This is a genomic window from Micromonospora olivasterospora (genome assembly GCF_007830265.1).
GTDB lineage: Bacteria > Actinomycetota > Actinomycetes > Mycobacteriales > Micromonosporaceae > Micromonospora > Micromonospora olivasterospora.
The window spans coordinates 4319222-4339638 of record NZ_VLKE01000001.1; the positions used below are offsets into that span (position 1 = coordinate 4319222).

At 74.2% G+C, this 20417-nt stretch carries 19 protein-coding genes; 11 read left to right on the plus strand and 8 right to left on the minus strand.

Annotation, left to right across the window (positions count from 1 at the left end; genetic code table 11):
- Positions 1–8 precede the first annotated feature (8 nt).
- Positions 9–2567 carry a bifunctional acetate--CoA ligase family protein/GNAT family N-acetyltransferase gene (locus JD77_RS19925; protein ID WP_145775684.1) on the plus strand — a complete coding sequence of 853 codons (2559 nt, stop codon included), beginning with the start codon at positions 9–11 and terminating at the stop codon, positions 2565–2567.
- A gap of 94 nt (positions 2568–2661) precedes the next feature.
- Here the strand turns inward: JD77_RS19925 and sigB are convergent, their stop codons facing one another.
- Positions 2662–3678 carry an RNA polymerase sigma factor SigB gene (sigB, locus tag JD77_RS19930; RefSeq protein WP_387226995.1) on the minus strand — a complete coding sequence of 339 codons (1017 nt, stop codon included), beginning with the start codon at positions 3676–3678 and terminating at the stop codon, positions 2662–2664.
- A gap of 339 nt (positions 3679–4017) precedes the next feature.
- Here sigB and JD77_RS19935 point away from each other — a divergent pair, with 339 nt between their 5' ends.
- Positions 4018–4806, plus strand: coding sequence for a sporulation protein (locus JD77_RS19935; RefSeq protein ID WP_145775685.1), 789 nt, complete (start codon positions 4018–4020; stop codon positions 4804–4806).
- Between the two features lie 562 nt (positions 4807–5368).
- Positions 5369–6826 carry a transposase gene (locus tag JD77_RS19945; RefSeq protein WP_145773578.1) on the plus strand — a complete coding sequence of 486 codons (1458 nt, stop codon included), beginning with the start codon at positions 5369–5371 and terminating at the stop codon, positions 6824–6826.
- 4 nt (positions 6827–6830) lie between these two features.
- On the opposite strand, the gene dtd is transcribed toward JD77_RS19945, so the two are convergent.
- Together dtd and JD77_RS19955 are read right to left on the minus strand one after the other, a co-directional pair.
- The gene (dtd, locus tag JD77_RS19950; RefSeq protein ID WP_145775686.1) at positions 6831–7253 is read right to left on the minus strand and encodes a D-aminoacyl-tRNA deacylase; all 423 of its coding nucleotides are present in this window, start codon (positions 7251–7253) and stop codon (positions 6831–6833) included.
- A complete protein-coding gene (locus tag JD77_RS19955; RefSeq protein WP_211372612.1) occupies positions 7253–8737 on the minus strand; it encodes a DUF7782 domain-containing protein in 1485 nt (494 codons plus the stop codon). The genes dtd and JD77_RS19955 overlap by 1 nt, the downstream gene beginning before the upstream one ends.
- A 114-nt stretch (positions 8738–8851) precedes the next feature.
- On the opposite strand from JD77_RS19955, the gene JD77_RS19960 reads away from it, so the two are divergent.
- The 3 genes from JD77_RS19960 to JD77_RS19970 all read left to right on the plus strand — a co-directional run bounded on the left by JD77_RS19960 (position 8852) and on the right by JD77_RS19970 (position 10888).
- On the plus strand, positions 8852–9436 hold the full coding sequence (locus JD77_RS19960) for an HhH-GPD-type base excision DNA repair protein (RefSeq protein WP_145777679.1): 585 nt from the start codon (positions 8852–8854) through the stop codon (positions 9434–9436).
- Positions 9437–9695: 259 nt separating this feature from the next.
- A complete protein-coding gene (locus JD77_RS19965) occupies positions 9696–9965 on the plus strand; it encodes a hypothetical protein (protein WP_145775687.1) in 270 nt (89 codons plus the stop codon).
- Entirely contained in the window at positions 9965–10888 is a 924-nt protein-coding gene (locus JD77_RS19970; protein WP_145775688.1) for a hypothetical protein, read from the plus strand. The genes JD77_RS19965 and JD77_RS19970 overlap by 1 nt, the downstream gene beginning before the upstream one ends.
- Positions 10889–10978: 90 nt before the next feature.
- Here JD77_RS19970 and JD77_RS19975 read toward each other — a convergent pair whose 3' ends face one another.
- Positions 10979–11290: a hypothetical protein gene (locus JD77_RS19975; RefSeq protein WP_145777680.1), complete on the minus strand. Its 312-nt coding sequence runs from the start codon at positions 11288–11290 to the stop codon at positions 10979–10981.
- 181 nt (positions 11291–11471) lie between these two features.
- On the opposite strand from JD77_RS19975, the gene JD77_RS19985 reads away from it, so the two are divergent.
- On the plus strand, positions 11472–11828 hold the full coding sequence (locus tag JD77_RS19985) for a DUF3099 domain-containing protein (protein ID WP_145775690.1): 357 nt from the start codon (positions 11472–11474) through the stop codon (positions 11826–11828).
- 46 nt (positions 11829–11874) lie between these two features.
- Here JD77_RS19985 and JD77_RS19990 read toward each other — a convergent pair whose 3' ends face one another.
- Both JD77_RS19990 and JD77_RS19995 read right to left on the minus strand, forming a co-directional pair.
- Positions 11875–12774, minus strand: a complete 900-nt coding sequence (locus JD77_RS19990) for a carbohydrate kinase family protein (RefSeq protein ID WP_145775691.1) — start codon at positions 12772–12774, stop codon at positions 11875–11877.
- Entirely contained in the window at positions 12771–13703 is a 933-nt protein-coding gene (locus tag JD77_RS19995; protein ID WP_145775692.1) for a pseudouridine-5'-phosphate glycosidase, read from the minus strand. Before JD77_RS19995 ends, JD77_RS19990 begins: the two co-directional genes overlap by 4 nt.
- 86 nt (positions 13704–13789) lie before the next feature.
- Here JD77_RS19995 and JD77_RS20000 point away from each other — a divergent pair, with 86 nt between their 5' ends.
- The 3 genes from JD77_RS20000 (at position 13790) to JD77_RS20010 (ending at position 16630) form a co-directional block, all read left to right on the plus strand.
- Positions 13790–14008, plus strand: coding sequence for a DUF3039 domain-containing protein (locus JD77_RS20000; protein WP_145775693.1), 219 nt, complete (start codon positions 13790–13792; stop codon positions 14006–14008).
- A gap of 39 nt (positions 14009–14047) precedes the next feature.
- The gene (locus tag JD77_RS20005; protein WP_145775694.1) at positions 14048–14683 is read left to right on the plus strand and encodes a trimeric intracellular cation channel family protein; all 636 of its coding nucleotides are present in this window, start codon (positions 14048–14050) and stop codon (positions 14681–14683) included.
- 216 nt (positions 14684–14899) lie between these two features.
- Positions 14900–16630, plus strand: a complete 1731-nt coding sequence (locus JD77_RS20010; RefSeq protein WP_145775695.1) for a DEAD/DEAH box helicase — start codon at positions 14900–14902, stop codon at positions 16628–16630.
- Positions 16631–16944: 314 nt separating this feature from the next.
- Here the strand turns inward: JD77_RS20010 and JD77_RS20015 are convergent, their stop codons facing one another.
- Entirely contained in the window at positions 16945–17178 is a 234-nt protein-coding gene (locus tag JD77_RS20015; protein ID WP_145775696.1) for a DUF7455 domain-containing protein, read from the minus strand.
- Positions 17179–17422: 244 nt separating this feature from the next.
- Positions 17423–19027 carry an RNA polymerase sigma factor gene (locus JD77_RS20020; RefSeq protein WP_145775697.1) on the minus strand — a complete coding sequence of 535 codons (1605 nt, stop codon included), beginning with the start codon at positions 19025–19027 and terminating at the stop codon, positions 17423–17425.
- 549 nt (positions 19028–19576) lie between these two features.
- Between JD77_RS20020 and JD77_RS20025 the strand changes: the two genes are divergently transcribed.
- Entirely contained in the window at positions 19577–20395 is an 819-nt protein-coding gene (locus JD77_RS20025) for an inositol monophosphatase family protein (RefSeq protein ID WP_145775698.1), read from the plus strand.
- Positions 20396–20417: the final 22 nt, after the last annotated feature.

Sequence of the window (20417 nt, forward strand, 5' to 3'; positions counted from 1 at the left end):
GAGGGCCGGTGACCACGGTGGACCAGCCGCTGGACGTGCTGCTCAGCGACGGCTCGACCGTCCAACTGCGGCCGATCCGGCCGGCGGACGGGCCGGAGATCGTGGCGATGCACGCCCGCTTCTCCGAGCGCACCCGCTACCTGCGCTACTTCTCGCCGTACCCGCGCATTCCCGACCGGGACCTGGAGCGGTTCGTCAACGTCGACCACCGCGACCGGGAGGCGTTCGTGGTGCTGGCCGGCGGGCGGATCGTCGCCGTCGGCCGGTACGAGCGGCTCGGCCCGAAGGTGCCGGAGGCCGAGGTGGCGTTCGTGGTGGAGGACGCCCACCAGGGGCGGGGGATCGGGTCGGTGCTGCTGGAGCACCTGGCCGACGCCGCCCGGCGGGCCGGGATCGGGCACTTCGTCGCCGAGGTGCTCCCGGCCAACGGGGCGATGCAGCGGGTCTTCGCCGACTTCGGCTACCAGGTCCGGCGCCAGTACGCCGACGGGGTGGTGCACCTGAGCTTCCCGATCGCCCCCACCGAGGCGACGCTGGAGGTGCAGCGCGGCCGGGAGCACCGCACCGAGGCCCGCTCCATCGCCCGGCTGCTCGCCCCCCGGGGCATCGCCGTCTACGGCGCGAGCGCCACCGGGCAGGGCGTCGGCGCGGCGCTGCTCGGGCACCTGCGCGACGCCGGGTTCACCGGGGCGATCGTGCCGGTGCACCCGAGTGCGGCCACGGTGGCCGGGCTGCCGGCGTACCCGTCGGCGGCCGACGCCGGAGGGGCGATCGACCTGGCGGTCGTGGCCGTGGCGCCCGAGGCGGCCGGCGCGGTGGTGGCCGACGCGGCGGCGGCCGGGGCGCACGGCCTCGTGGTGATCTCCGCCGGTTTCGCCGAGGCGGGTCCCGAGGGCGCCGCGGCCCAGCGGGCCCTGGCCCGGGCGGCGCACGCCGCCGGCATGCGGGTGGTCGGCCCGAACTGCCTCGGCGTGGCCAACACCGGCGAGCGGGTACGCCTCAACGCCACCCTCGCGCCGGTGCTGCCGGCCCGCGGCCGGGTCGGGATCTTCAGCCAGTCCGGTGCGTTCGGCACGGCCCTGCTCGCCGAGGCGTCCCGGCGCGGCCTCGGCCTGTCCAGCTTCGTCTCCGCCGGCAACCGGGCCGACGTCTCCGGCAACGACCTGCTCCAGTACTGGCAGGACGATCCGGCCACGGACGTGATCGTGCTGTACCTGGAGACGTTCGGCAACCCGCGCAAGTTCGCCCGGCTGGCTCGGCACATCGGCCGGAGCAAGCCGGTCGTGGCGCTGGCCTCGCCGGCCCGTCCGCCGGGGCTGGGCGGCGACGGGCCCGGCCCGGACGAGGTCGCGGTCCGCGCGCTGTTCGCCCACTCCGGCGTGATCCGGGTGGACACCGTCGCCGAGCTGCTCGACGTCGGCGTGCTGCTGGCCAACCAGCCGCTGCCGCGCGGCCGGCGGGTCGGCGTCGTCGGCAACTCCTCGGCGCTGACCGGGCTGGCCGCCACCGCCTGCGCCGCCCAGGGGCTGACCGTCGCCGCCGGCTACCCGGCGGACGTGGGGCCCCGGGCGGGGGCGGCCGAGTTCGCCGCCGCGCTCGCCGCGGCCGCCGCCGACGACGGCGTGGACGCCCTGGTCGCGGTGTTCGCCCCGCCGCTGCCGGGGCAGCTCACCGACACCGAGGCCGACTTCACCGCCGCCCTGCCCCTGACGGCACGGGTGGACAAGCCGACGGTGGCCACGTTCCTCGCCGGGCGCGTGCCGGCCGGGGTGCCGGCGTACCCGAGCGTGGAGGAGGCGGTGCGGGCCCTGGGCCGGGTCGCCGCGTACGCCGACTGGCTGCGCCGTCCGCCCGGTACGCTGCCCGACCTGCCCCGGATCGACCCCGCCGCCGGGCAGGCCGCGCTGCGGAGCGACGGGACGGATCCGGCGGGGCTGCTCGCGGCGTACGGGATCGACGTGGTGCCCTCCGTGCCGGCGCGCTCCGCCGGCGAGGCGGCCGCCGCCGCGGCGACCCTCGGCTGGCCGGTGGCGCTGAAGGCCGCCGGCCCTGGGCTGCGGCACCGCCTCGACCTCGGGGCGGTACGCCTCGACCTGACCGACGAGCCGGCGCTGCGCCGGGCGTACGCGGAGATGTCGGCGGTGTTCGGCGCGGACGTCCTCGTCCAGCCGATGGTCCCGCCCGGGGTGGCCTGCGTGGTGGAGCTGGTGGAGGATCCGGCGTTCGGACCGGTGGTCGGCTTCGGACTGGGCGGCGTCGCCACCGAACTGCTCGGGGACCGGGCCTGGCGGCCGGTGCCGCTGACCGACACCGACGCCGCCGAGCTGGTCGACGAGCCGCGCGCGGCGCCGCTGCTGCGCGGGCACCGGGGCGGCATCCCGGTGGACCGGGCGGCCCTGGCCGAGCTGCTGGTGCGGGTGGGCCGGCTCGCCGACGACCAGCCCCGGGTCCGCTCGCTCACCCTCAACCCGGTGCTGGCCCGCCCGGACGGCCTGGCCGTCCTGCACGCCACCGTCCGGGTCGGGGCGGACGCGGCCCGCCCCGACACCGGCCCCCGCCGCCTGTAGGGCACCCTGCCCGGGCTCCCCGTGCCCGGCGGGAGCCGTCACGCACGCCGGAAGGCCCCGGCGAACCGCCGGGCCCTCCGGGTGTCCGCCCGCCTCAGCAGGCGTACGCCTCCAGGCGCTGCGCCCGCTCCGGGGCGCGCAGCTTGAGCAGCGTCACCTTCTCGATCTGCCGGATCCGCTCCCGGGACAGGCCGAACTCCCTGCCGACCTCGTCCAGGGTGCGCTGCCGGCCGTCGTCCAGGCCGAAGCGCAGCCGGATCACCGCCTGCTCGCGCTGCGACAGGGTGGCGAGCACGATGCGTACCTCGTTGCGCAGCTCGCCGTCGGCGGCGGCCTCGCCGGGCTCGGCGGCCGAATCCACGGCGGCCACGAAGTCACCGAGGGCGCTCTCGCCGTCCTCGCCGACGGCCTGGTCCAGGCTGACCGGCTCCCGGTCGTACGAGATCAGCTCGATGACCTGGAACTCCGGGACGTCCATCGCCTTGGCGACCTCGGCCACCGTGGGCTCCCGGCCCAGCGTGACCGCCAGCTCGCGGCGGGCGCGGACCATCCGGTTGACCTGCTCGACCATGTGCACCGGGATACGGATGGTGCGGGCCTGGTCGGCCATGGCCCGGGTGATCGCCTGCCGGATCCACCAGGTCGCGTATGTGGAGAACTTGAAACCCTTGGTGTAGTCGAACTTCTCGACCGCCCGGATCAGGCCGAGGTTGCCCTCCTGGATCAGGTCGAGGAACGCCATCCCGCGGCCCGTGTACCGCTTGGCGATGCTGACCACGAGGCGCAGGTTCGCCTCCAGCAGGTGGTCCTTGGCGGTGCGGCCCTCGGCGACGATCAGCTCCAGGTCCGACCGCAGCGCGGCGGAGACCGGCGTGCAGGTGGCGAGCTTCTCCTCGGCGAAGAGTCCCGCCTCGATCCGGCGGGCCAGCTCCACCTCCTGCGCGGCGGTGAGCAGCTTGGTGCGCCCGATGCCGTTGAGGTAGGCCCGGACCAGGTCGGTGGAGACGCCGCGCTCGTCGAAGGCGTCGAGGTCGGCCAGGGTGTCAGTGCCGGGCTCGGCGTCGATGGCGACGGCCGGGCCGAACCGGTTATCGATCATCTGCTGGACCATCTCTGTCTCTCCCCGTTTCCACGTCGGTGCCGTGTCGCCGGCCCAGTGGTGCCGGTGACACACACTCTTCCAAGCGGGACGTGAGACGGGAGTGAGGCGATCGGGGACCCGACAGCGAACAGGGGGCCCGAGTTTGCCGGACCCGGTTACCGTGCCAGCGGTCGGCCGATCCGGTCCGGCCCGCTCGGTCGGCCGCGGTAGGCCGGCCCGCTCAGTCGGCCGGCGGTAGGTCGGCCCGCTCGGTCGGCCGCTCTGCGGGCCGGCCCCGATCAGTCGGCCGAGGTAGGCCGACCCGCACGGCCGGCGCACGCCGGCCCGGACAGGCAAGTGGAGGGTGTCGTGGTCTTCAAGCGGCTCATGCAGGCGATGGGCGTGGGCGGCCCGTCGGTGGAAACGGTGCTGGCCAATCCGAACTGCCGACCGGGCGGGCAGTTGGAGGGCGTGGTCCACGTCGCCGGGGGCGACCACCCGGTGGACGTCAGCTACGTCGCGCTGGGCCTGGTCACGCGGGTCGAGGTGGAGAGCGGCGACAACGAGTACGCGACCGACCAGGAGTTCGGCCGCCGCCAGGTGACCTCGGCGTTCCGGCTGGAGCCGGGGCAGCGGTACGACGTCCCGTTCCGCTTCGACGTCCCCTGGGAGACGCCGCTCACCGAGCTGTACGGGCAGCACCTGCACGGGATGACGATGGGCCTGCGTACGGAGCTGGAGGTCGCCCGGGCCGTCGACAAGGGAGACCTGGACGCGGTGGCGGTGCACCCGCTGCCCGCGCAGGAGCAGCTGCTCGAGGCGCTGCTGCGGCTGGGCTTCCGGTTCGCGCGCGCCGACGTCGAGCGGGGGCACATCTACGGCGTACGGCAGAGCCTGCCGTTCTACCAGGAGATCGAGTTCCACCCGGCGCCCCAGTACGCCCGGGCGATCAACCAGCTGGAGGTCACCTTCGTGACCGACCCGCAGCAGGTGCAGGTGGTGCTGGAGATCGACAAGCGGGGCGGGGTGTTCACCGAGGGCCGGGACGCCTTCGGCCGCTTCACGGTGGACCACGCCATGGCGCGGAACACGGACTGGGCCGCCCAGCTCGACGCCTGGCTCCGCCAGTCCATCCAGCGCCGCGGCCTCTTCTTCTGACCCCCACCCCGCCCGGCCCCCCGCCCCACCCCCGGCCCCACCCCCGGCCCGCCCCTGCCCCCTGCCCCCGGCCCCACCCCGCCCCACCCCGTCCCCCGCCCCGGTGATCAAGAGATTTGTGTCGTGGTTCGCGTTTCCCGGCGACGCAAACTTCTTGATCACCGAAGCGGGGGGCGGGGGCGGGGGCGGGGGCGGGGCGGGGGCAGGGGGCAGGGGGGCAGGGGGACAGGGGGGGCAGGGGGGCGGGGGTCATGTAAGGAACTCCGGTGCTTGATCAGCCCGGTGGTCCTGGGATTGGATGAGCATCCCGGTTGGTCCGGTGGGTGGCGACGAGTTGGGGTCTGAGGGAGAGCCTCGTACCGCTGATTGCTACCGCTGGTCTGGCCACGGATGTCCCGGATGAGGGAAGTGGGCCGGCCCTGCGAGGCCGGGTCCGGTTGCAGCACATGAGTGGGAGCCGTCGTCGGACTGCTCTGCCTCCTTGGGACCGTGGCTGGCGTGCGGTGTTGACCTGCGCGGATCGCCGGAGCAGGTAGATGTTTATGTGCCGGGGAGGCGGTAGATGCAGCGCAGGTTGGTCGGTATCGATTTGGGGATCGCGTCGGCGCACACGGTACGGGTGCGTGACGAGGCCGGACGGGAGGTGTGCCGGCGGCGGTGCGAGCCGACGGTGGACAGCTTGTCGATGATCGAGTCCGCGGCGTTGGCCGGGGCAGCGCCGGGCACGCGGTTGGAGGTGGTGATCGAGCCGACCGGGCCGGCGTGGCTGCCGATCGCGGTGTTCTTCACCGCTCGGGGGCACCTGGTGTTCCGGGTGTCGAGTGCGAAGGCGGCGGATCTGCGCCGGTTCCTGTCGCGGCATGCGAAGTCCAACGGCATTGACGCGGACACCCTGGCCCGCTTGCCGTTGATCGACCCGGACGGGCTACGGCCCCTCGAACTGCCGGATGCGGCAGCGGCGGCGTTGGACCGGCGGGTGCGCGCGTGTGACCGGCTGACCATGGCCGCGTCCGAGCACAAGGTGCGGATCAAGGACCTGGTCCGGCAGGTGATGCCGTGCACCCCGCTGACCGGTGATCTGGGCAAGGCCGACCTGGCGGTGCTGGAACGCTACGCCGACCCGCGTGCCCTGCTGCGGCTGGGCCGGGCCCGGCTGACCGCGCTGATCGTCAAGGCGTCCCACAACCACCAGGGCGCGGCGCGCGCCGAGCAGTGGCTGGTCGCCGCCCAAGCGGCGGTCGACCTCTACGGTGATCACCCGGCGGTCGCGTTCACCGACCTGGCCGCCGAGATCGCCACCGAGGTGCGGCTACTACGCGCCATCACCACCGAGCTGGCCGCGCACGCGGCCGAACGGGAGACCTGTTACCGGTGGGTCGACCCGATGCAGCTGGCCCGTAGCCTGCCCGGCCTGGCCGAGGTCGGCGGACCGGCGATGACCGCGGTCATCGGTGACGCCACCCGGTTCCCCACCGCGGCGCACTTCAAGTCATACCTCGGGCTGGCGCCGCGCGCGTCAGAGACCGGTGACACCGACCGCAAGGGCCAGCCGATGTCCAAGGCCGGCTCCCGGCTGGCCCGGGCCACTCTGATCCGGGCCGCGGACTGGGCTCGCAAGCAGGACCCGCAGCTCGCGCGCATCTACCACCAGCAGATGGTCGAACGCGGTGCCGAACACCTCAAAGCCAGCTGTGTGGTCGCGGCCCGGCTCGCCGAACGGCTCTGGACCGTGATGCGCCGCCGCATGCCGTATGTCATCTGCGACGTCGACGGCACGCCGGTCACCCCACAGCAGGCGAAACAGATCATCGCCCAGCAGTGGACCGTGACCGAGGAGATCCGCCGCAGGCGGCGCAGCACCAAGCGCAGGGCGGGGAAGGCCCCTCACCAAGCCCTCACGGGACATGATCAAAAAGACGCTCGAAGCGTACGAACGAGGCGACCTTCCCCACCCGAATCCTCCGCGACACCGTCACGGACCGTCAAGCAACCCGCCCTCTTGACAACCGATCCTCGATAGGGAATCAGAGGTCCAGGAGGATCGTGCGGGGGCCTACGTTGACGCTCTCGACCAGCATGTGGGCGCGGAAGCGGCCCGTCTCGACCTTCGCGCCGCGCTCGCGCAGCCCCTCGACCACCGCCGTGACCAGGGGCTCCGCCGCCTCGGCGGGGGCGGCAGCCGTCCAGCTGGGCCGCCTGCCCCTGCGGGCGTCGCCGTAGAGGGTGAACTGGCTGACCACGAGGATCGGGGCGCCGGTGTCCGCCGCGCTGCGCTCGTCGTCCAGGATGCGCAGCTCGCGGATCTTGCGGGCCATGGTCCGCGCCGTCTCCGGGGTGTCGGTGTGGGTCACCCCGAGCAGCACCAGCAGGCCGTCGGCGACGGCGCCGACCACCTCGTCGTCGACCGTGACGCTGGCCCGGCCGACCGTCTGCACCACCGCCCGCATCAGTCGGCCACCGGCTCGACGATCCCGCGCTCCACCAGGTGCGCCACGATCGGCCCGGCCGCCTCGGCCAGCTCGTCGACCGCCACCTCGTGCGCCGCCGACAGCAGGGCGAGCTGGTCGCGCAGCGGCAGCCGGCCGTCGGCGCCGCCGACCAGGGCCAGCACCAGGGGGTCGATCTCCTCCGTCCAGCGCAGCCCGTGGGGCATGGCGAGGACCTGCCGGTCCACCGCCCAGCCCTCGTCGCCCATGGTGGCCTCCTGCCGCAGTTGCAGCCCCTCGGCCGCCCGGTAGCGCGCGGCGAGCAGCCCGTCGGTGTCGCGTACCCGCAGCCAGTCCTGGCGGTCGAACCAGGCGGCGATCCGGTCGCCCATCGGCGGCTCCACCCGCTGCCGCAGGTCCTCCACCCGCACCACCGGATCGGCGTGGCCGGCGTTGCGCAGCGACACGATGCCGAAGCCGATCGCCTCGACCTTGTGCGCGTCGAACCAGTCCAGCCAGGCGGCCATCCGCTGCGGGTCGGGCACCTCGCCGACATCGGTCAGCCACAGGTTCACGTACGCCATCGGGTCGGCCACCTCGCGCTGGATGACCCAGGCGTCCAGGCCCGTGCCGGCGAACCAGCCGGCCACCCGCTCGCCCCAGTCCTCGCCGGCGACGTGCACCCAGTTCGCCAGGTACTGCATGGTGCCGTCCTCGGTGAGCAGGCCCGGTGCGGCGGCGGCCAGCTCGGCGCCGATCGCGTCCCCGACCCGGCCGGAGTCGCGGTAGACGTGCGTGGTGGTGCCCGGGCCGACCACGAACGGCGGGTTGCTGACCACCAGGTCGAACCGGCGGCCGGCCACCGGGGCGACCAGGTCGCCGCGCAGCAGCTCCCAGTCCCGGCCGTTGAGCGCGGCGGTGGTGGCGGCGAAGCGCAGCGCCCGCTCGGAGACGTCGGTGGCGGTGACCCGGGTCGCGTGGGTGGACAGGTGCAGCGCCTGCACCCCGGAGCCGGTGCCGAGGTCCAGCGCCGTCTCCGCCGGGCGGCGGACCGTCGCGCCGATCAGGGTCTGCGTCGCCCCGCCGATGCCGAGGACGTGCTCGGCGTGCAGCGGCCGGCCCGGCCGCGCGCTGGCCGGCACGTCGGCGAGCACCCACCAGTCGTCCCCGTACGGCTCCAGGTCGACGCCGGCGCGCAGGCCGTCGCCGTGCCGCTCGACCAGGCCCCCGGCCAGCGCCTCGCCCACGGTCAACGGGGCGAGCGCGGCGGCCACGACGTCCTCGCGCTCGGTCTGGTCGCAGATGAACACGCGGATCAGCGTGCCGAGCGGGTCGCGGTCCTCGGTGGCGCGCAGGGCGGCCCGGAAGTCGTTGCGGGCCACCCCGCCGGTGGCCTGGGGACCGAGCCGGGCGGCGATCCCGTTGGCGGTGTACCCCGCGCCGGCCAGCGCCGTCCGCAACGCCTCGACGCCGGCGGGGGAGAGCAGCATGTCGTGTCCGTCCACGTCGCCATCCTGCCCTCCGCCGCCCGGCGCTCCGCCACCGCCGTGCCGAAATCGGCCGGGGACGCCGGCCCGTACCGGGGAGTCGGCGCGGTCGTCGGGCGGCCGGCGGGCAGGATGGACGGCATGACGCTCTCGCTGCCCATCGATCCCGAGGCCAACCGGTTGTTGGGGCGCGACCCCCTGGCCCTGCTCGTCGGCATGGTGCTCGACCAGCAGGTGCCCATGGAGAAGGCATTCTCCTCGCCGTACGTGCTGGCGGGCCGACTCGGCCACGAGCCGGACGCCCGGGAGCTGGCCGCGTTCGACCCGGAGGCGCTGGTCGAGGTCTTCGCCCGGCCGCCGGCCCTGCACCGGTTCCCAAAGGCGATGGCGGCCCGGGTGCAGGAGGTGTGCCGGGCCCTGGTGGACACCTACGACGGGGACCCCGTCCGGCTGTGGGCCGACGCCGCCGACGGCCGGGAGCTGCTGGCCCGGATCGCCGCCCTGCCCGGCTTCGGCCGGCAGAAGGCGCAGATCTTCGTGGCGCTGCTCGGCAAGCGCTTCGGCGTGACCCCGGAGGGCTGGCGGGAGGCGGCCGGCGGGTACGGCGAGGAGGGCGCGTACCGGTCGGTGGCCGACGTCACCGACCCGGAGTCGCTGCGCCGGGTGCGGGAGTACAAGCAGCGGACGAAGGCGGAGGCGAAGGCCGCCAAGGGCTGACGAGACCGGCACCGCCCGGGCCCGTCGAGCCGGCGGCGACGGCTGACCGGACGGAACTACCGATCAGCGGCCTGACGTGGCATTCTGCAACCAGAGCAGCGGGAATCGGACGACGCCGGTCCCGCCGCAACGGCGCAGCGGGTGGTCGTCCGGCACACGGCGGCACGGGCCTGCCGGCCGGGGTGCGCCCATACCGGGCGTCCCGCCGCTGGTCCCGTTCCTGACGGGCTCCGGCCCGTAGCCGCCCCCGGAGGGCACCATGGCGAACCCCGTCATCCGGTCGATCACCGCCACCCCCGGCACACTCCAGCCCGGCCAGTCGGCCCAGGTGGTCATCGACGCGTACGACCCCGACGCCCGCACCGTGACCGTCACCGGCCGGGTGACCGACGTGGGCGGGCACGTGGCGACCGCCACCACCACCCTGACCGTGGGTGACCCGCTGAAGTACGAGCTGACCAGCACCGACACGGCCGTGACGATCGTCGCCGACCCGGCCGCGCCGGGGCGCTTCTCGGTCCGGGTCTGATGGCCACCCGTACCGTGACCCTGACCGCGCGGGTACGGGACGCGGCGGGGAACGCCACCGCGAGCACGACCACCCTCACGGTCCAGGCGCCCCTGGCCCTGGGCTGGTGCCCGCCGCAGAGCTCGGCCGCGTCGGTGCAGGCGATGCTCGCCCGGTATCCCCGGCCGAGGTCGATACGGGTGTACTCGGGATCGGGCGCCGGGCTGGAGTCCTGGTCGTCGGGCGCCCTCGCCCAGGTGCCGGCCGACTGCGCCGCGCACTACAGCTTCAAGGACTGGTCGTCGGCCACCTCCCCGACCGCGGTCCGGGACTGGCTCTCCGCGCGGCCCGTCGCCCGCCGGCAGGTGGTGGACCTGCTGACCCTCGACCACGAGCCGGAGCAGCAGAACGGCGACGACCCCACCCCGGCGGCGTACCGGCAGGAGTGGCAGGAGCTGGTGGCCGCCCTGGCCGGGCACCCCCGGCGTCGGGAGGTCTGGCTGGTCCCGGTGTTCACCGAGTACTACGCCCGGCGTACCGCCACCTGGTGGGCGGACTTCGGGGTGGTGTCCGGCTACGCCGGGGTCGACGCGGTGGGCTTCGACATCTACGACGCCGGCTACGAGCGGTACCGCACGCCGGTCGAGCGCAACGACTTCGCGCTCGCGCAGGCGCGGCGGGTCGGCCGTCCGCTGGTCGTCCCCGAGTGGGGGATCAAGCGCAAGCCCACGTTGAACAGCGGCGTCGCGTACGACCCGAACGGGACGCTGTGCGCGCAGGCGATGCGGGACAACATGACCCACCTGCGGGCGCAGCCCGACCTGCCGTACGTCGAGTGGTTCTACCGGGGCGACTGCAACCTTGACGCCACGCTGACGTACCCGTCGGGGCAGACGTACGTGCGCGACGCCGAGCGGGCCGCGTTCGTGCAGTTGACGGCGTGAGGACGCCGCCGTCCGGGGGCGACCCCCGGGCGGCGGCCCGGCGCTGGGACCGGGTGACGCGGCGGCCCCCGGCGGCCCGGCGTCGAGGGCTCAGGCGGCGGTCGGGCGGGACAGGGCGGCGAGGGCGCGCCGGACGTCGGCCAGCGACACGGTCGCCGAGTCGTCCAGCTCGGCCAGGCCGGCCTCGATCCACTGCCGCATCAGGGTGGTCACCCCGATGCCCCGGGCGTCGGCGGCCGCCCGCACCCGTTCGTACGTGTCCAGGGACAGCCGGACCGAGCGGCTGACCATCGGCACGTCCGTGTCGGGGGTGGGCAGCTCCACGGGCTGGGTCTCGTCGATCAGCTCCGCGATCCGGTCGCCGCCGCTGTGGAACTGCTTCGTCGCGTCGTTACGGTGCATCGTCACCGCCTCCTCGTCGCCGAGTCCTCCGCACGGCCTCGTCGTAGCGCTTGGCCTCCACGTCGCTCAGCTCGCGGGCGGAGAGGATGTCCCAGTCGTTGTCGGTGCCGTCGACGCCGGATTTTCGCCGATCAACCGCGCGAGGTGACAGGATGGGCCTGATCCCTCTTGGAGGTCCGTGGTGAAACGTCAGGCGTACCAACCGATCCTGATCACCGACGCGGCGCGCAGCCAGGACGACCAGCTGACCAGCCGGCAGCGGCGCTACGTCCTGATGATGGGCATCCGGGTGGCCTGCCTGATCGTCGGCGCGGTCCTGGTGAGCGCGCGGCCGCCCCTGCTCTGGCTCTGGCTGTCGCTGTGCGCCCTCGGCATGGTGCTCATCCCGTGGCTCGCGGTGCTGCTGGCCAACGACCGGCCGCCGAAGGAGCGGCACCGGCTGGCCAACCGGTTCCAGCCCGGCAGCCAGGACGAGGCCCCGCCGATGAGCCTGACGGCCGAGGAGCGTCCGCACCCGGTCATCGACGCCGAGCCCTGACCGGCGGCCGGGCGGTCGCCGGGCAACCGCATACGGGCGCCGGCCGTCACCCGCTCGGACGGGCGCCCACCACCGAGACGGCGAGGGCGCCCAGGTCCCCGGCCCGGTCCAGCGCCGCGCGGGGCTCGGCACCGGCCAGCCAGGCCGTGAGCAACCCGGCGGCGAACGCGTCCCCGGCCCCCGTGACGTCCACCACCGCCACCCGCCGCGCCGGCGCGACGCTGAGCGTGGCCGCCCGGTCCGCCCAGACCGCCCCGGCCGCGCCCCGCTTGACCACCACCCGCCGGGCCGCCGCCGACAGGGCCCGAGCCTGCGCCGCCGGGTCCAGCCCGCCGGCCAGCACTGCCGCCTCGTCGGCGTTGACCAGCAGCAGGTCCACGTCGCGTACCCAGCTCAGGAACGCCGCGGCGCCGACCCGCCGCAGCGGCGCCGCGGACGCCGCGTCGACGCTGGTGGTCAGCCCGGCTCCGCGCGCCGCGGCCAGCGCCCGCAGCCCGGCCTCCCGCGACCCGGCGTCGAGCAGGGGGTACGCGGACAGGTGCAGGTGCCGGGCGTCGGGCGCCCCGGCCAGGGCGGCCTCGACGTGCCCGGCGGTCAACCGCAGGTTCGCCCCGCGCTCGGTGACCATCGTGCGCTCGCCGTCGCCCGTGAGCACGATCACGGTGCCCGTGGCGCAGCGCGAATGGCGCTCGATGGCGCAGTCGACGCCGGCCCGCTCCAGCTCGGCCACCCGGTCGCGCCCCGCGTCGTCGTCGCCGACCGCGCCGACCATCGTCACCGCCGCGCCCTGCGCGGCGAGCCAGGCGGCGGTGTTGGCCGCCTGACCCCCGCCGCTGACCCGGATCGTGGCCGGGGTGTCCGAGCCCGTGGCGAGCGGCCCACCCAGGACGGCCACCACGTCGGTGATCAGGTCGCCGACGACCAGGATCCGGGAGGCACCGGTCATGCGGCGGAGGCGGTGCGCGCCGCCGCGGCGACCGCGATCCGGGCGGCGAGGTCGGCGTTGCGCAGGATGATCCGCACGTTCACCGCGAGGCTGGCGCCCTCCGTGGCGGAGTGGAAGTGCGCCAGCACGTACGGCGTCACGGCCTTGCCGGTAACCCCGTCGCGCTCCAGCAGGGCGAGGCCCTCGGCGAGGGTCCGGTCGTGCAGGGCCGGGTCGAGCTGCTCGTCGACCGGCAGCGGGTTGGCCACGACCAGACCGCCGCCGTGCACCCCGTGGCCGGCCCGGGCGGCCAGCACCTCGGCCACCTGCTCTGGCGAGTCGACCGACCAGTCGAGGTCGAAGCCGGCGTCGGTCAGGTAGAAGCCGGGGAACCGGCGGGTGCGGTAGCCGACCACGGAGACGCCGAGGGTCTCCAGCCGCTCCAGGGTCGCCCCGACGTCGAGGATCGACTTGACCCCGGCGCACACCACCGCGATCGGGGTCCGGGCCAGGGTGACCACGTCGGCCGACTCGTCGAACGTGTGCGCCGCCTCGCGGTGCACCCCGCCGAGGCCGCCGGTGGCGAACACGCCGATGCCGGCGGCGGCGGCCACCGCGCTGGTCGCGGCGACCGTGGTCGCGCCGTCCGCGCCGATGGCGGCGGCCACCGCGAGGTCACGTACGGAGAGCTTGGCGACCTCGTCGACGGTGGCGAGCCGGGTGAGCTCCGCGTCGTCGAGCCCCACCACCAGCCGGCCGCCGACCATGCCGATGGTCGCCGGGACCGCCCCGGCGTCGCGGACGGCCTGCTCGATCTCCCGGGCGACCCGCAGGTTGTCGGGCCGGGGGAGGCCGTGCGAGACGATGGTGCTCTCCAGGGCGACGACCGGGCGCCCGTCGCGCAGGGCGTCGGCCACCTCGGTGCCGAGACGGATGGGAAAGTTGGTCACTTCCGTTACGGTACGGGCCGCCGGGGGCGGACTCGGTTGGACCCTGTTCCGCTGGCCTGCCAAACTGGCATTTTGGAGGTGTAGAAGTGAGCACACAGGTTCTCGAACGCCCGGAGCTGAAGGACGCCGACACCGGCCCCGAGATGTTCCACTACGTGCGCAAGGACAAGATCGCCGAGAGCGCCGTCATGGGCACGTTCGTCGTCGCGCTGTGCGGGGAGACCTTCCCGGTGACCAAGGCGGCGAAGCCCGGCTCCCCGGTCTGCCCCAAGTGCAAGGAGATCTACGACTCCTGGGCCGACTGACCCCCGGCGACCCCCGGGCCGCCCGCGTAACCTGCGGCGGTGACCACCTCCACCGCCCTGCTCCTCGCCGACCTGACCGGGGTGGCCGTGTTCGCCGCCTCCGGCGCCTCCGCGGCGGTGGCCAAGCGGCTCGACCTGTTCGGGGTCGTGTTCGTCGGATTCGTCGCCGCGCTCGGCGGCGGGATCGTCCGCGACCTGGTGATCGACGAGGTGCCCCCGCTGGCCTTCGCCGACTGGCGGTACGCCGTCACCGCCGCCGTCACGGCCGCCGCCGTCTTCTGGCTGCACCCCCAGTTCGCCCGGCTGCGCACCACCGTGCTCGTGCTGGACGCGGCCGGGCTGGGACTGTTCACGGTCACCGGCACGCTGAAGGCGCTCGACGCCCAGGTGCCGGCGGTCGGCGCCTGTCTCATCGGCATGCTCACCGCGATCGGCGGCGGGCTCGGCCGGGACCTGCTCACCGCCGAGATCCCGATCGTGCTGCGCCGGGAGATCTACGCGGTGGCCGCCCTGGCCGGCTCGGTCGCCGTCGCCGTGCTGGACGCGTACGGGCACGCCAACGCGGCCTGGCTGACCGTCGCCGCGGCGTTCGTCTTCGCGGTGCGCCTGGTCTCGCTGCGCCGGCGCTGGTCCGCGCCGGTCCCCGCCCTGCACCCGCCGCACCCCGGCGGCTGACCGATTCGCGGAGGGGTGGCCAGGGTACGGATGTGACCAGCGTGGCGTCGCCTGGGCCGGCCGCCCCGCGCTGGTTATGCTGAGTCGGCCTTCGCGGCACCGGATGCGCGAGGGCATTTTCATGGGCGAGATCCCGCCACCCGGGCGGCCGGCACGACGGCACCCGCGGCCCTCGGCCGGGGTCCGCCCTCGTGCGGTCGGAAAGGAGCCTGACGCGTGGCAGCCCGGACGCCGGTGCTCGAGACGTTCCCGCCCCTGCGCTCCTGGCAACGCAAGGCGCTGGTGGAGTACCTGCGGCGGCGCGCCGAGGACTTCACCGCGGTCGCGACCCCTGGGGCCGGCAAGACCACCTTCGCCCTGCGGATCGCCGCCGAGCTGCTCGCCGACGGCACGGTGGAGGCGGTCACGGTGGTCGCCCCCACCGAGCACCTCAAGACGCAGTGGGCCGAGTCGGCCGCCCGGGTCGGCATCCAGCTCGACGCCGCGTTCCGCAACGCCGACCTGCACTCCGCGGCCGACTTCCACGGCGCCGTGGTCACCTACGCCCAGGTCGGCATGGCGCCGCAGGTGCACCGCCGGCGCACCATGACCCGGCGCACCCTGGTCATCCTCGACGAGATCCACCACGCCGGCGACTCGCGTACCTGGGGCGACGGCGTGAAGGCGGCGTTCGAGCCCGCCGTACGCCGGCTGATGCTCACCGGCACCCCGTTCCGCTCCGACGACAACCCGATCCCGTTCGTCACGTACGAGCGGGGCGGCGACGGCCTGCTGCGGTCCCGCGCCGACGCGGTCTACGGGTACTCCGACGCGCTGCGCGACGGCGTGGTGCGGCCGGTGCTGTTCCTGGCGTACTCCGGGGAGACCCGGTGGCGGACCAACGCCGGCGACGAACTGGCAGCCCGGCTGGGCGAGCCGATGACGCAGGACCTGATCGCCCAGGCGTGGCGTACGGCGCTGGACCCGGCCGGTGACTGGATGCCGCAGGTGCTGCGGGCCGCCGACGCCCGCCTGAGCGTGCTGCGCGAGGCGGGCATGGTCGACGCCGGCGGCCTGGTCATCGCCAGCGACCAGCAGAACGCCCGCTCGTACGCGAAGCTGATCGAGCAGGTGACCGGCGAGAAGGCCGCCGTGGTGCTCTCGGACGACCAGGGCGCCTCCGCCCGGATCGCGGCGTTCGCGGCGTCCGAGCAGCGGTGGCTGGTCGCGGTCCGGATGGTCTCCGAGGGCGTGGACATCCCGCGGCTGGCGGTCGGCGTCTACGCCACGAGCGCCAGCACGCCGCTGTACTTCGCCCAGGCGATCGGCCGGTTCGTCCGGGCGCGCCGCCCGGGGGAGATAGCCTCGGTGTTCCTGCCGAGCGTGCCGCACCTGCTCGGCCTGGCCAGCGAGATGGAGGCCGAGCGCGACCACGTGCTCGGCAAGCCGAAGGACGACGGCTTCGAGGACGGGCTGCTGGAGCGCGCCCAGCGCGACGAGCAGGCCAGCGGCGAGCTGGAGAAGCGGTTCACCGCCCTGTCGGCCACTGCCGAGCTGGACCAGGTGATCTTCGACGGCGCGTCCTTCGGCACGGCCGCGCAGGCCGGCACGCCGGAGGAGCAGGAGTACCTGGGTCTGCCCGGCCTGCTCACCGCCGACGAGGTCTCGCTGCTGCTGAGCAAGCGGCAGGCCGAGCAGTTGGCGGCGCAGCGCCGCCGGGCCGCCCAACGGGCCGCCGAGCCGGCCGCTGCGGCCCCGGCGGCGCCGCCCGCGCCGATGAGTGCCGCGCAGCGCCGGGTGGCGCTCCGGCGCCAACTCAACGCCCTCGTGGCCGCCCGGCACCACCGCACCGGGCTGCCGCACGGCAAGATCCACGCCGAGCTGCGCCGCCTCTGCGGCGGCCCGCCGAGCGCCCAGGCCACGATCGAGCAGCTCGAGGAACGCATCGCCACGGTCCAGACCCTCTGATCCCCCGAGGGCGGCCGCCGATCTTGATCGGCTCGATGTCGGCGACATGGCGGCGCTCGGACACCCATGGCACACCGACGTCGAGGTGCCATACGCCTCGCGCGGTTCCCCGCGGGCCGGTCCGCGCCGCGATGGGGTGATCAAGAGCTTTGTGTCGACGCGGGCGGCGATTCCGACGCAAACCTCTTGATCACCGCGGGCGAGCTGCCGTGGGACCCGCGGACGAGGCCGGGAGGGTGGCCCGGGGCGGGGCGCAAAAGCCGAACGGAGGGCCCCCGTGGGAGCCCTCCGTTCGGCTATGTGTCCGGCGTGACTCAGTTCGCCATCAGGTCGGCGCCACGCCAGTTGAACTCGGGGTCCGTCGCGTACCGTACGGTGATCTTGACGAGATCCTCCGCGTACTTGTTCGCGTGGTGCCCACAGAACACCAGCTCGCTTCCGCCAGCCAGAGTGATACGGAGCTTGCCGGCAGCGTTGCAGCGGTCGCACCGTTCATCGGCGGCCGGGGGGCTCACCGTCTCGGGCGGCGGCGTGAGGGTCGGGGTCATCGCCTTCCTCCTCTGGTCGTCACCGATGAACAATCTCTTCGGTCGTTGCTCACCTATCGTGCAACACCCAACTCGGGCCCTGCCTTCCCTGTGTGCCCGCGGGGGACCGAGGTCACACATGGCAGCAACAGTGTGCCGTGCCCCAAGGGTGCCACGCCAACGATCACAATCGTGCAACCGAGTGATCGCGATGCGGTGTTGCACGCCTGGTGATCAAAGCGACACGTTTGGTTGACGAATCCGGTCAGTCCAGGTAGTCGCGGAGCACCTGCGAACGGGACGGGTGGCGCAGCTTCGACATCGTCTTCGACTCGATCTGCCGGATTCGCTCCCGGGTCACGCCGTAGACCTGGCCGATCTCGTCCAGGGTCCGCGGCTGGCCGTCGGTCAGGCCGAACCGCAGCCGGACCACCCCCGCCTCCCGCTCGGACAGCGTCTGCAGCACCTGCTGGAGCTGGTCCTGCAGCAGCGAGAACGAGACGGCGTCGACCGCGACCACGGCCTCCGAGTCCTCGATGAAGTCGCCGAGCTGGCTGTCGCCCTCGTCGCCGATGGTCTGGTCGAGCGAGATGGGCTCCCGGGCGTACTGCTGGATCTCCAGCACCTTCTCCGGTGTGATGTCCATCTCCTTGGCCAGCTCCTCCGGCGTGGGCTCGCGGCCCAGGTCCTGGAGCAGCTCGCGCTGTATCCGGCCGAGCTTGTTGATCACCTCGACCATGTGCACCGGGATACGGATGGTGCGGGCCTGGTCGGCCATGGCCCGGGTGATCGCCTGCCGGATCCACCAGGTGGCGTACGTGGAGAACTTGTAGCCCTTGGTGTAGTCGAACTTCTCGACCGCCCGGATCAGGCCGAGGTTGCCCTCCTGGATCAGGTCGAGGAACGCCATGCCGCGGCCCGTGTACCGCTTGGCCAGCGACACCACCAGCCGGAGGTTGGCCTCCAACAGGTGGTTCTTCGCCCGCTCGCCGTCCCGGGAGATCCAGAGCAGGTCGCGCTGCATCTCGCGGGTCAGCTTCTCCTCGCCCTCGTCGGCGGCGCGCAGCCGCTCGGCGGCGTAGAGGCCGGCCTCGATCCGCTTTGCCAGCTCCACCTCCTGCTCGGCGTTGAGCAGGGGGACCTTGCCGATCTGCTTCAGGTACGCCCGGACGGAGTCGGCGGACGCGGTCAGCTCGGCGTCGCGGCGCGCCTGCTTGAGCGCCTCGGACTCCTCGTCGTCCCACTCGAAGTCGTTGTCCGTGGCCGAGTTGGCGGCGTCGGCCTCGGCGGCCTGGGTCAGCTCGGCCGGCTCCTCGACCACCACGTCCTCGATCTCGGCGGCCAACTCCTCCGGGTCGATGTCACCCTCGGCGGGGTCGCCGCCCTTGGCCTTCGTGGCGGCCTTGGCGGGCTGCTTGCCCGCGGCGGCGACGGTGGCCTTGGTGGCCCGGGTGGGCTTCGTCGCCTTCGCCGGCACGGCCGCCTTGGCGACCGCGTCGGTCGTGGCCTTGCGCGGGGCGGCCTTCCGCGGCGCCGGGGTGGGAACCTCGTCGACGGCGGGGGCCTGCTTCGGGGCCGGCGGGGCGGCCTTCTTGGTGGTCTTGGCGGTGGTGGCCCGGGACGCCGGGGTTGCGGACCGGGCGGCGGCGACGCGGCGACGCGGGCTGGTCGAGCCGTCCACGACCACGGTCACCCCCGCTTCCGCGAGCGCACGCAGGATCTTCTTGGCCTGGGCCGGAGTCACCTCGGCGGACTCGACGGTGCGCGCGAGCTGAGCCGACGTGAGCTGGCCGCCGGCGCTCTGCGCGTGGGCGATCAGGGTGTCGGTGAGCGAGCGAACGTCGGCGCCGGTCTGGCGGGGTTCTGTCACGAATGACCTTCCGGAGGCGAAGAGCGAGCACGGCCGGATCGTCCGGCGCGGCGTGGGGCGCGGTGCCGGGCGATGTGGTTGAGGGACCCCCGTGTCCCGGGCCGGCCGGTCGTTGGCGGTCCGTGGCGCGTGGGCAGGGGTGAATTGTAACGCCGTCTGCGGCGATCATCCGCCGCCGCACGCGTAACGGCGGCGTGGGCCGCCGATTCGGCGCAGATGTGGACTTTGTAAGGATTATAGGCGCCGCCGCGGTCGGTGGTGGAGACGGCGCAGACGGCGCGCGAAGCGGGACCGCCCGTCCGATCCGTGCACCACGCCAGCCTCGGGCCGCGCCGCACGCCATTTTTCCCCCGCTTCGCGACGTGTGTGGCGAGTTGGAATTCGGATCCCAGCGGGGCGGACCGGCGTCCGCCGTCAGGGCGGGATGGGCAATGATGAGACGGCGGGCACGTTCGGTCAGGGCATCGCCTGACGTCGACAACCGTTGTTCTTCGGGAACCTGCCCGTGTCTCATCCACCCACGGACCGGCATGCGAAAGGGAGCGGACCGTGACCAGTTCGGTGCCGACGCCGCAGGAACTGCTCAAGATCGCGACCGACGTCGCCCGGGACGCGGCGGACACCGCGTACCGGATGCGCGCCGAGGGGGTCTTCGTCGCCGCGACCAAGACCACCGTCACCGACGTGGTCACCGCCGCCGACCGGGCGGTCGAGCGGCAGATCCTCGACGCGCTGGCGACGCTCCGCCCCGACGACTCCGTGCTCGGCGAGGAGTACGGCGGGAGCGCGGCCGGTGAGGCGGGCAGCGGGGTGCGGTGGATCGTCGACCCGATCGACGGCACCGTCAACTACCTGTACGGGCTGCCGCACTGCGCGGTCTCGGTGGCCGCCGAGGTGGACGGCGAGGTGGTCGCCGGGGTGGTGCGCAACCTGTACACCGGCGAGGAGTGGACGGCCACGGCCGGCGGCGGCGCCTGGCGCGCGGGGGAGCGGCTGCGCTGCTCGGGCGAGACCGACCTGGGTCAGGCGCTAGTCGCCACCGGGTTCGGCTACGACCCGCGGCGGCGCGCGCACCAGGCCCGGGTGGTCGCCGAGTTGATCCCGCACGTGCGGGACATCCGCCGGCTCGGCGCCGCCGCCCTGGACCTGTGCCTGGCCGCCGAGGGGCGGGTGGACGTCTACTACGAGAAGGGACTGGCCGCGTGGGACCACGCGGCCGGGGCGCTGGTGGCCACCGAGGCCGGGCTGCGGGTCGCCGGGCTGGGTGGCCTGCCGGCCGGGCCGGAGCTGCTGATCGCCGCGCCGCCGGCGCTGTTCCCGCCGCTGCACGACCGGCTCGCCGCGCTCGACGCCGCCGGCGGGCCCTGACCCGGGCCCGGCGGGGTCACTC

Bases quoted from the DNA above. Each gene is read 5' to 3' on its own strand.
- sigB (WP_387226995.1), bottom strand. From the start codon at position 3,678: ATGGTCCAGCAGATGATCGATAACCGGTTCGGCCCGGCCGTCGCCATC.
- JD77_RS19945 (WP_145773578.1), top strand. From the start codon at position 5,369: ATGCAGCGCAGGTTGGTCGGTATCGATTTGGGGATCGCGTCGGCGCAC.
- dtd (WP_145775686.1), bottom strand. From the start codon at position 7,253: ATGCGGGCGGTGGTGCAGACGGTCGGCCGGGCCAGCGTCACGGTCGAC.
- JD77_RS19960 (WP_145777679.1), top strand. From the start codon at position 8,852: ATGGACGGCATGACGCTCTCGCTGCCCATCGATCCCGAGGCCAACCGG.
- JD77_RS19965 (WP_145775687.1), top strand. From the start codon at position 9,696: ATGGCGAACCCCGTCATCCGGTCGATCACCGCCACCCCCGGCACACTC.
- JD77_RS19970 (WP_145775688.1), top strand. From the start codon at position 9,965: ATGGCCACCCGTACCGTGACCCTGACCGCGCGGGTACGGGACGCGGCG.
- JD77_RS19975 (WP_145777680.1), bottom strand. From the start codon at position 11,290: ATGCACCGTAACGACGCGACGAAGCAGTTCCACAGCGGCGGCGACCGG.
- JD77_RS19990 (WP_145775691.1), bottom strand. From the start codon at position 12,774: ATGACCGGTGCCTCCCGGATCCTGGTCGTCGGCGACCTGATCACCGAC.
- JD77_RS20015 (WP_145775696.1), bottom strand. From the start codon at position 17,178: ATGACCCCGACCCTCACGCCGCCGCCCGAGACGGTGAGCCCCCCGGCC.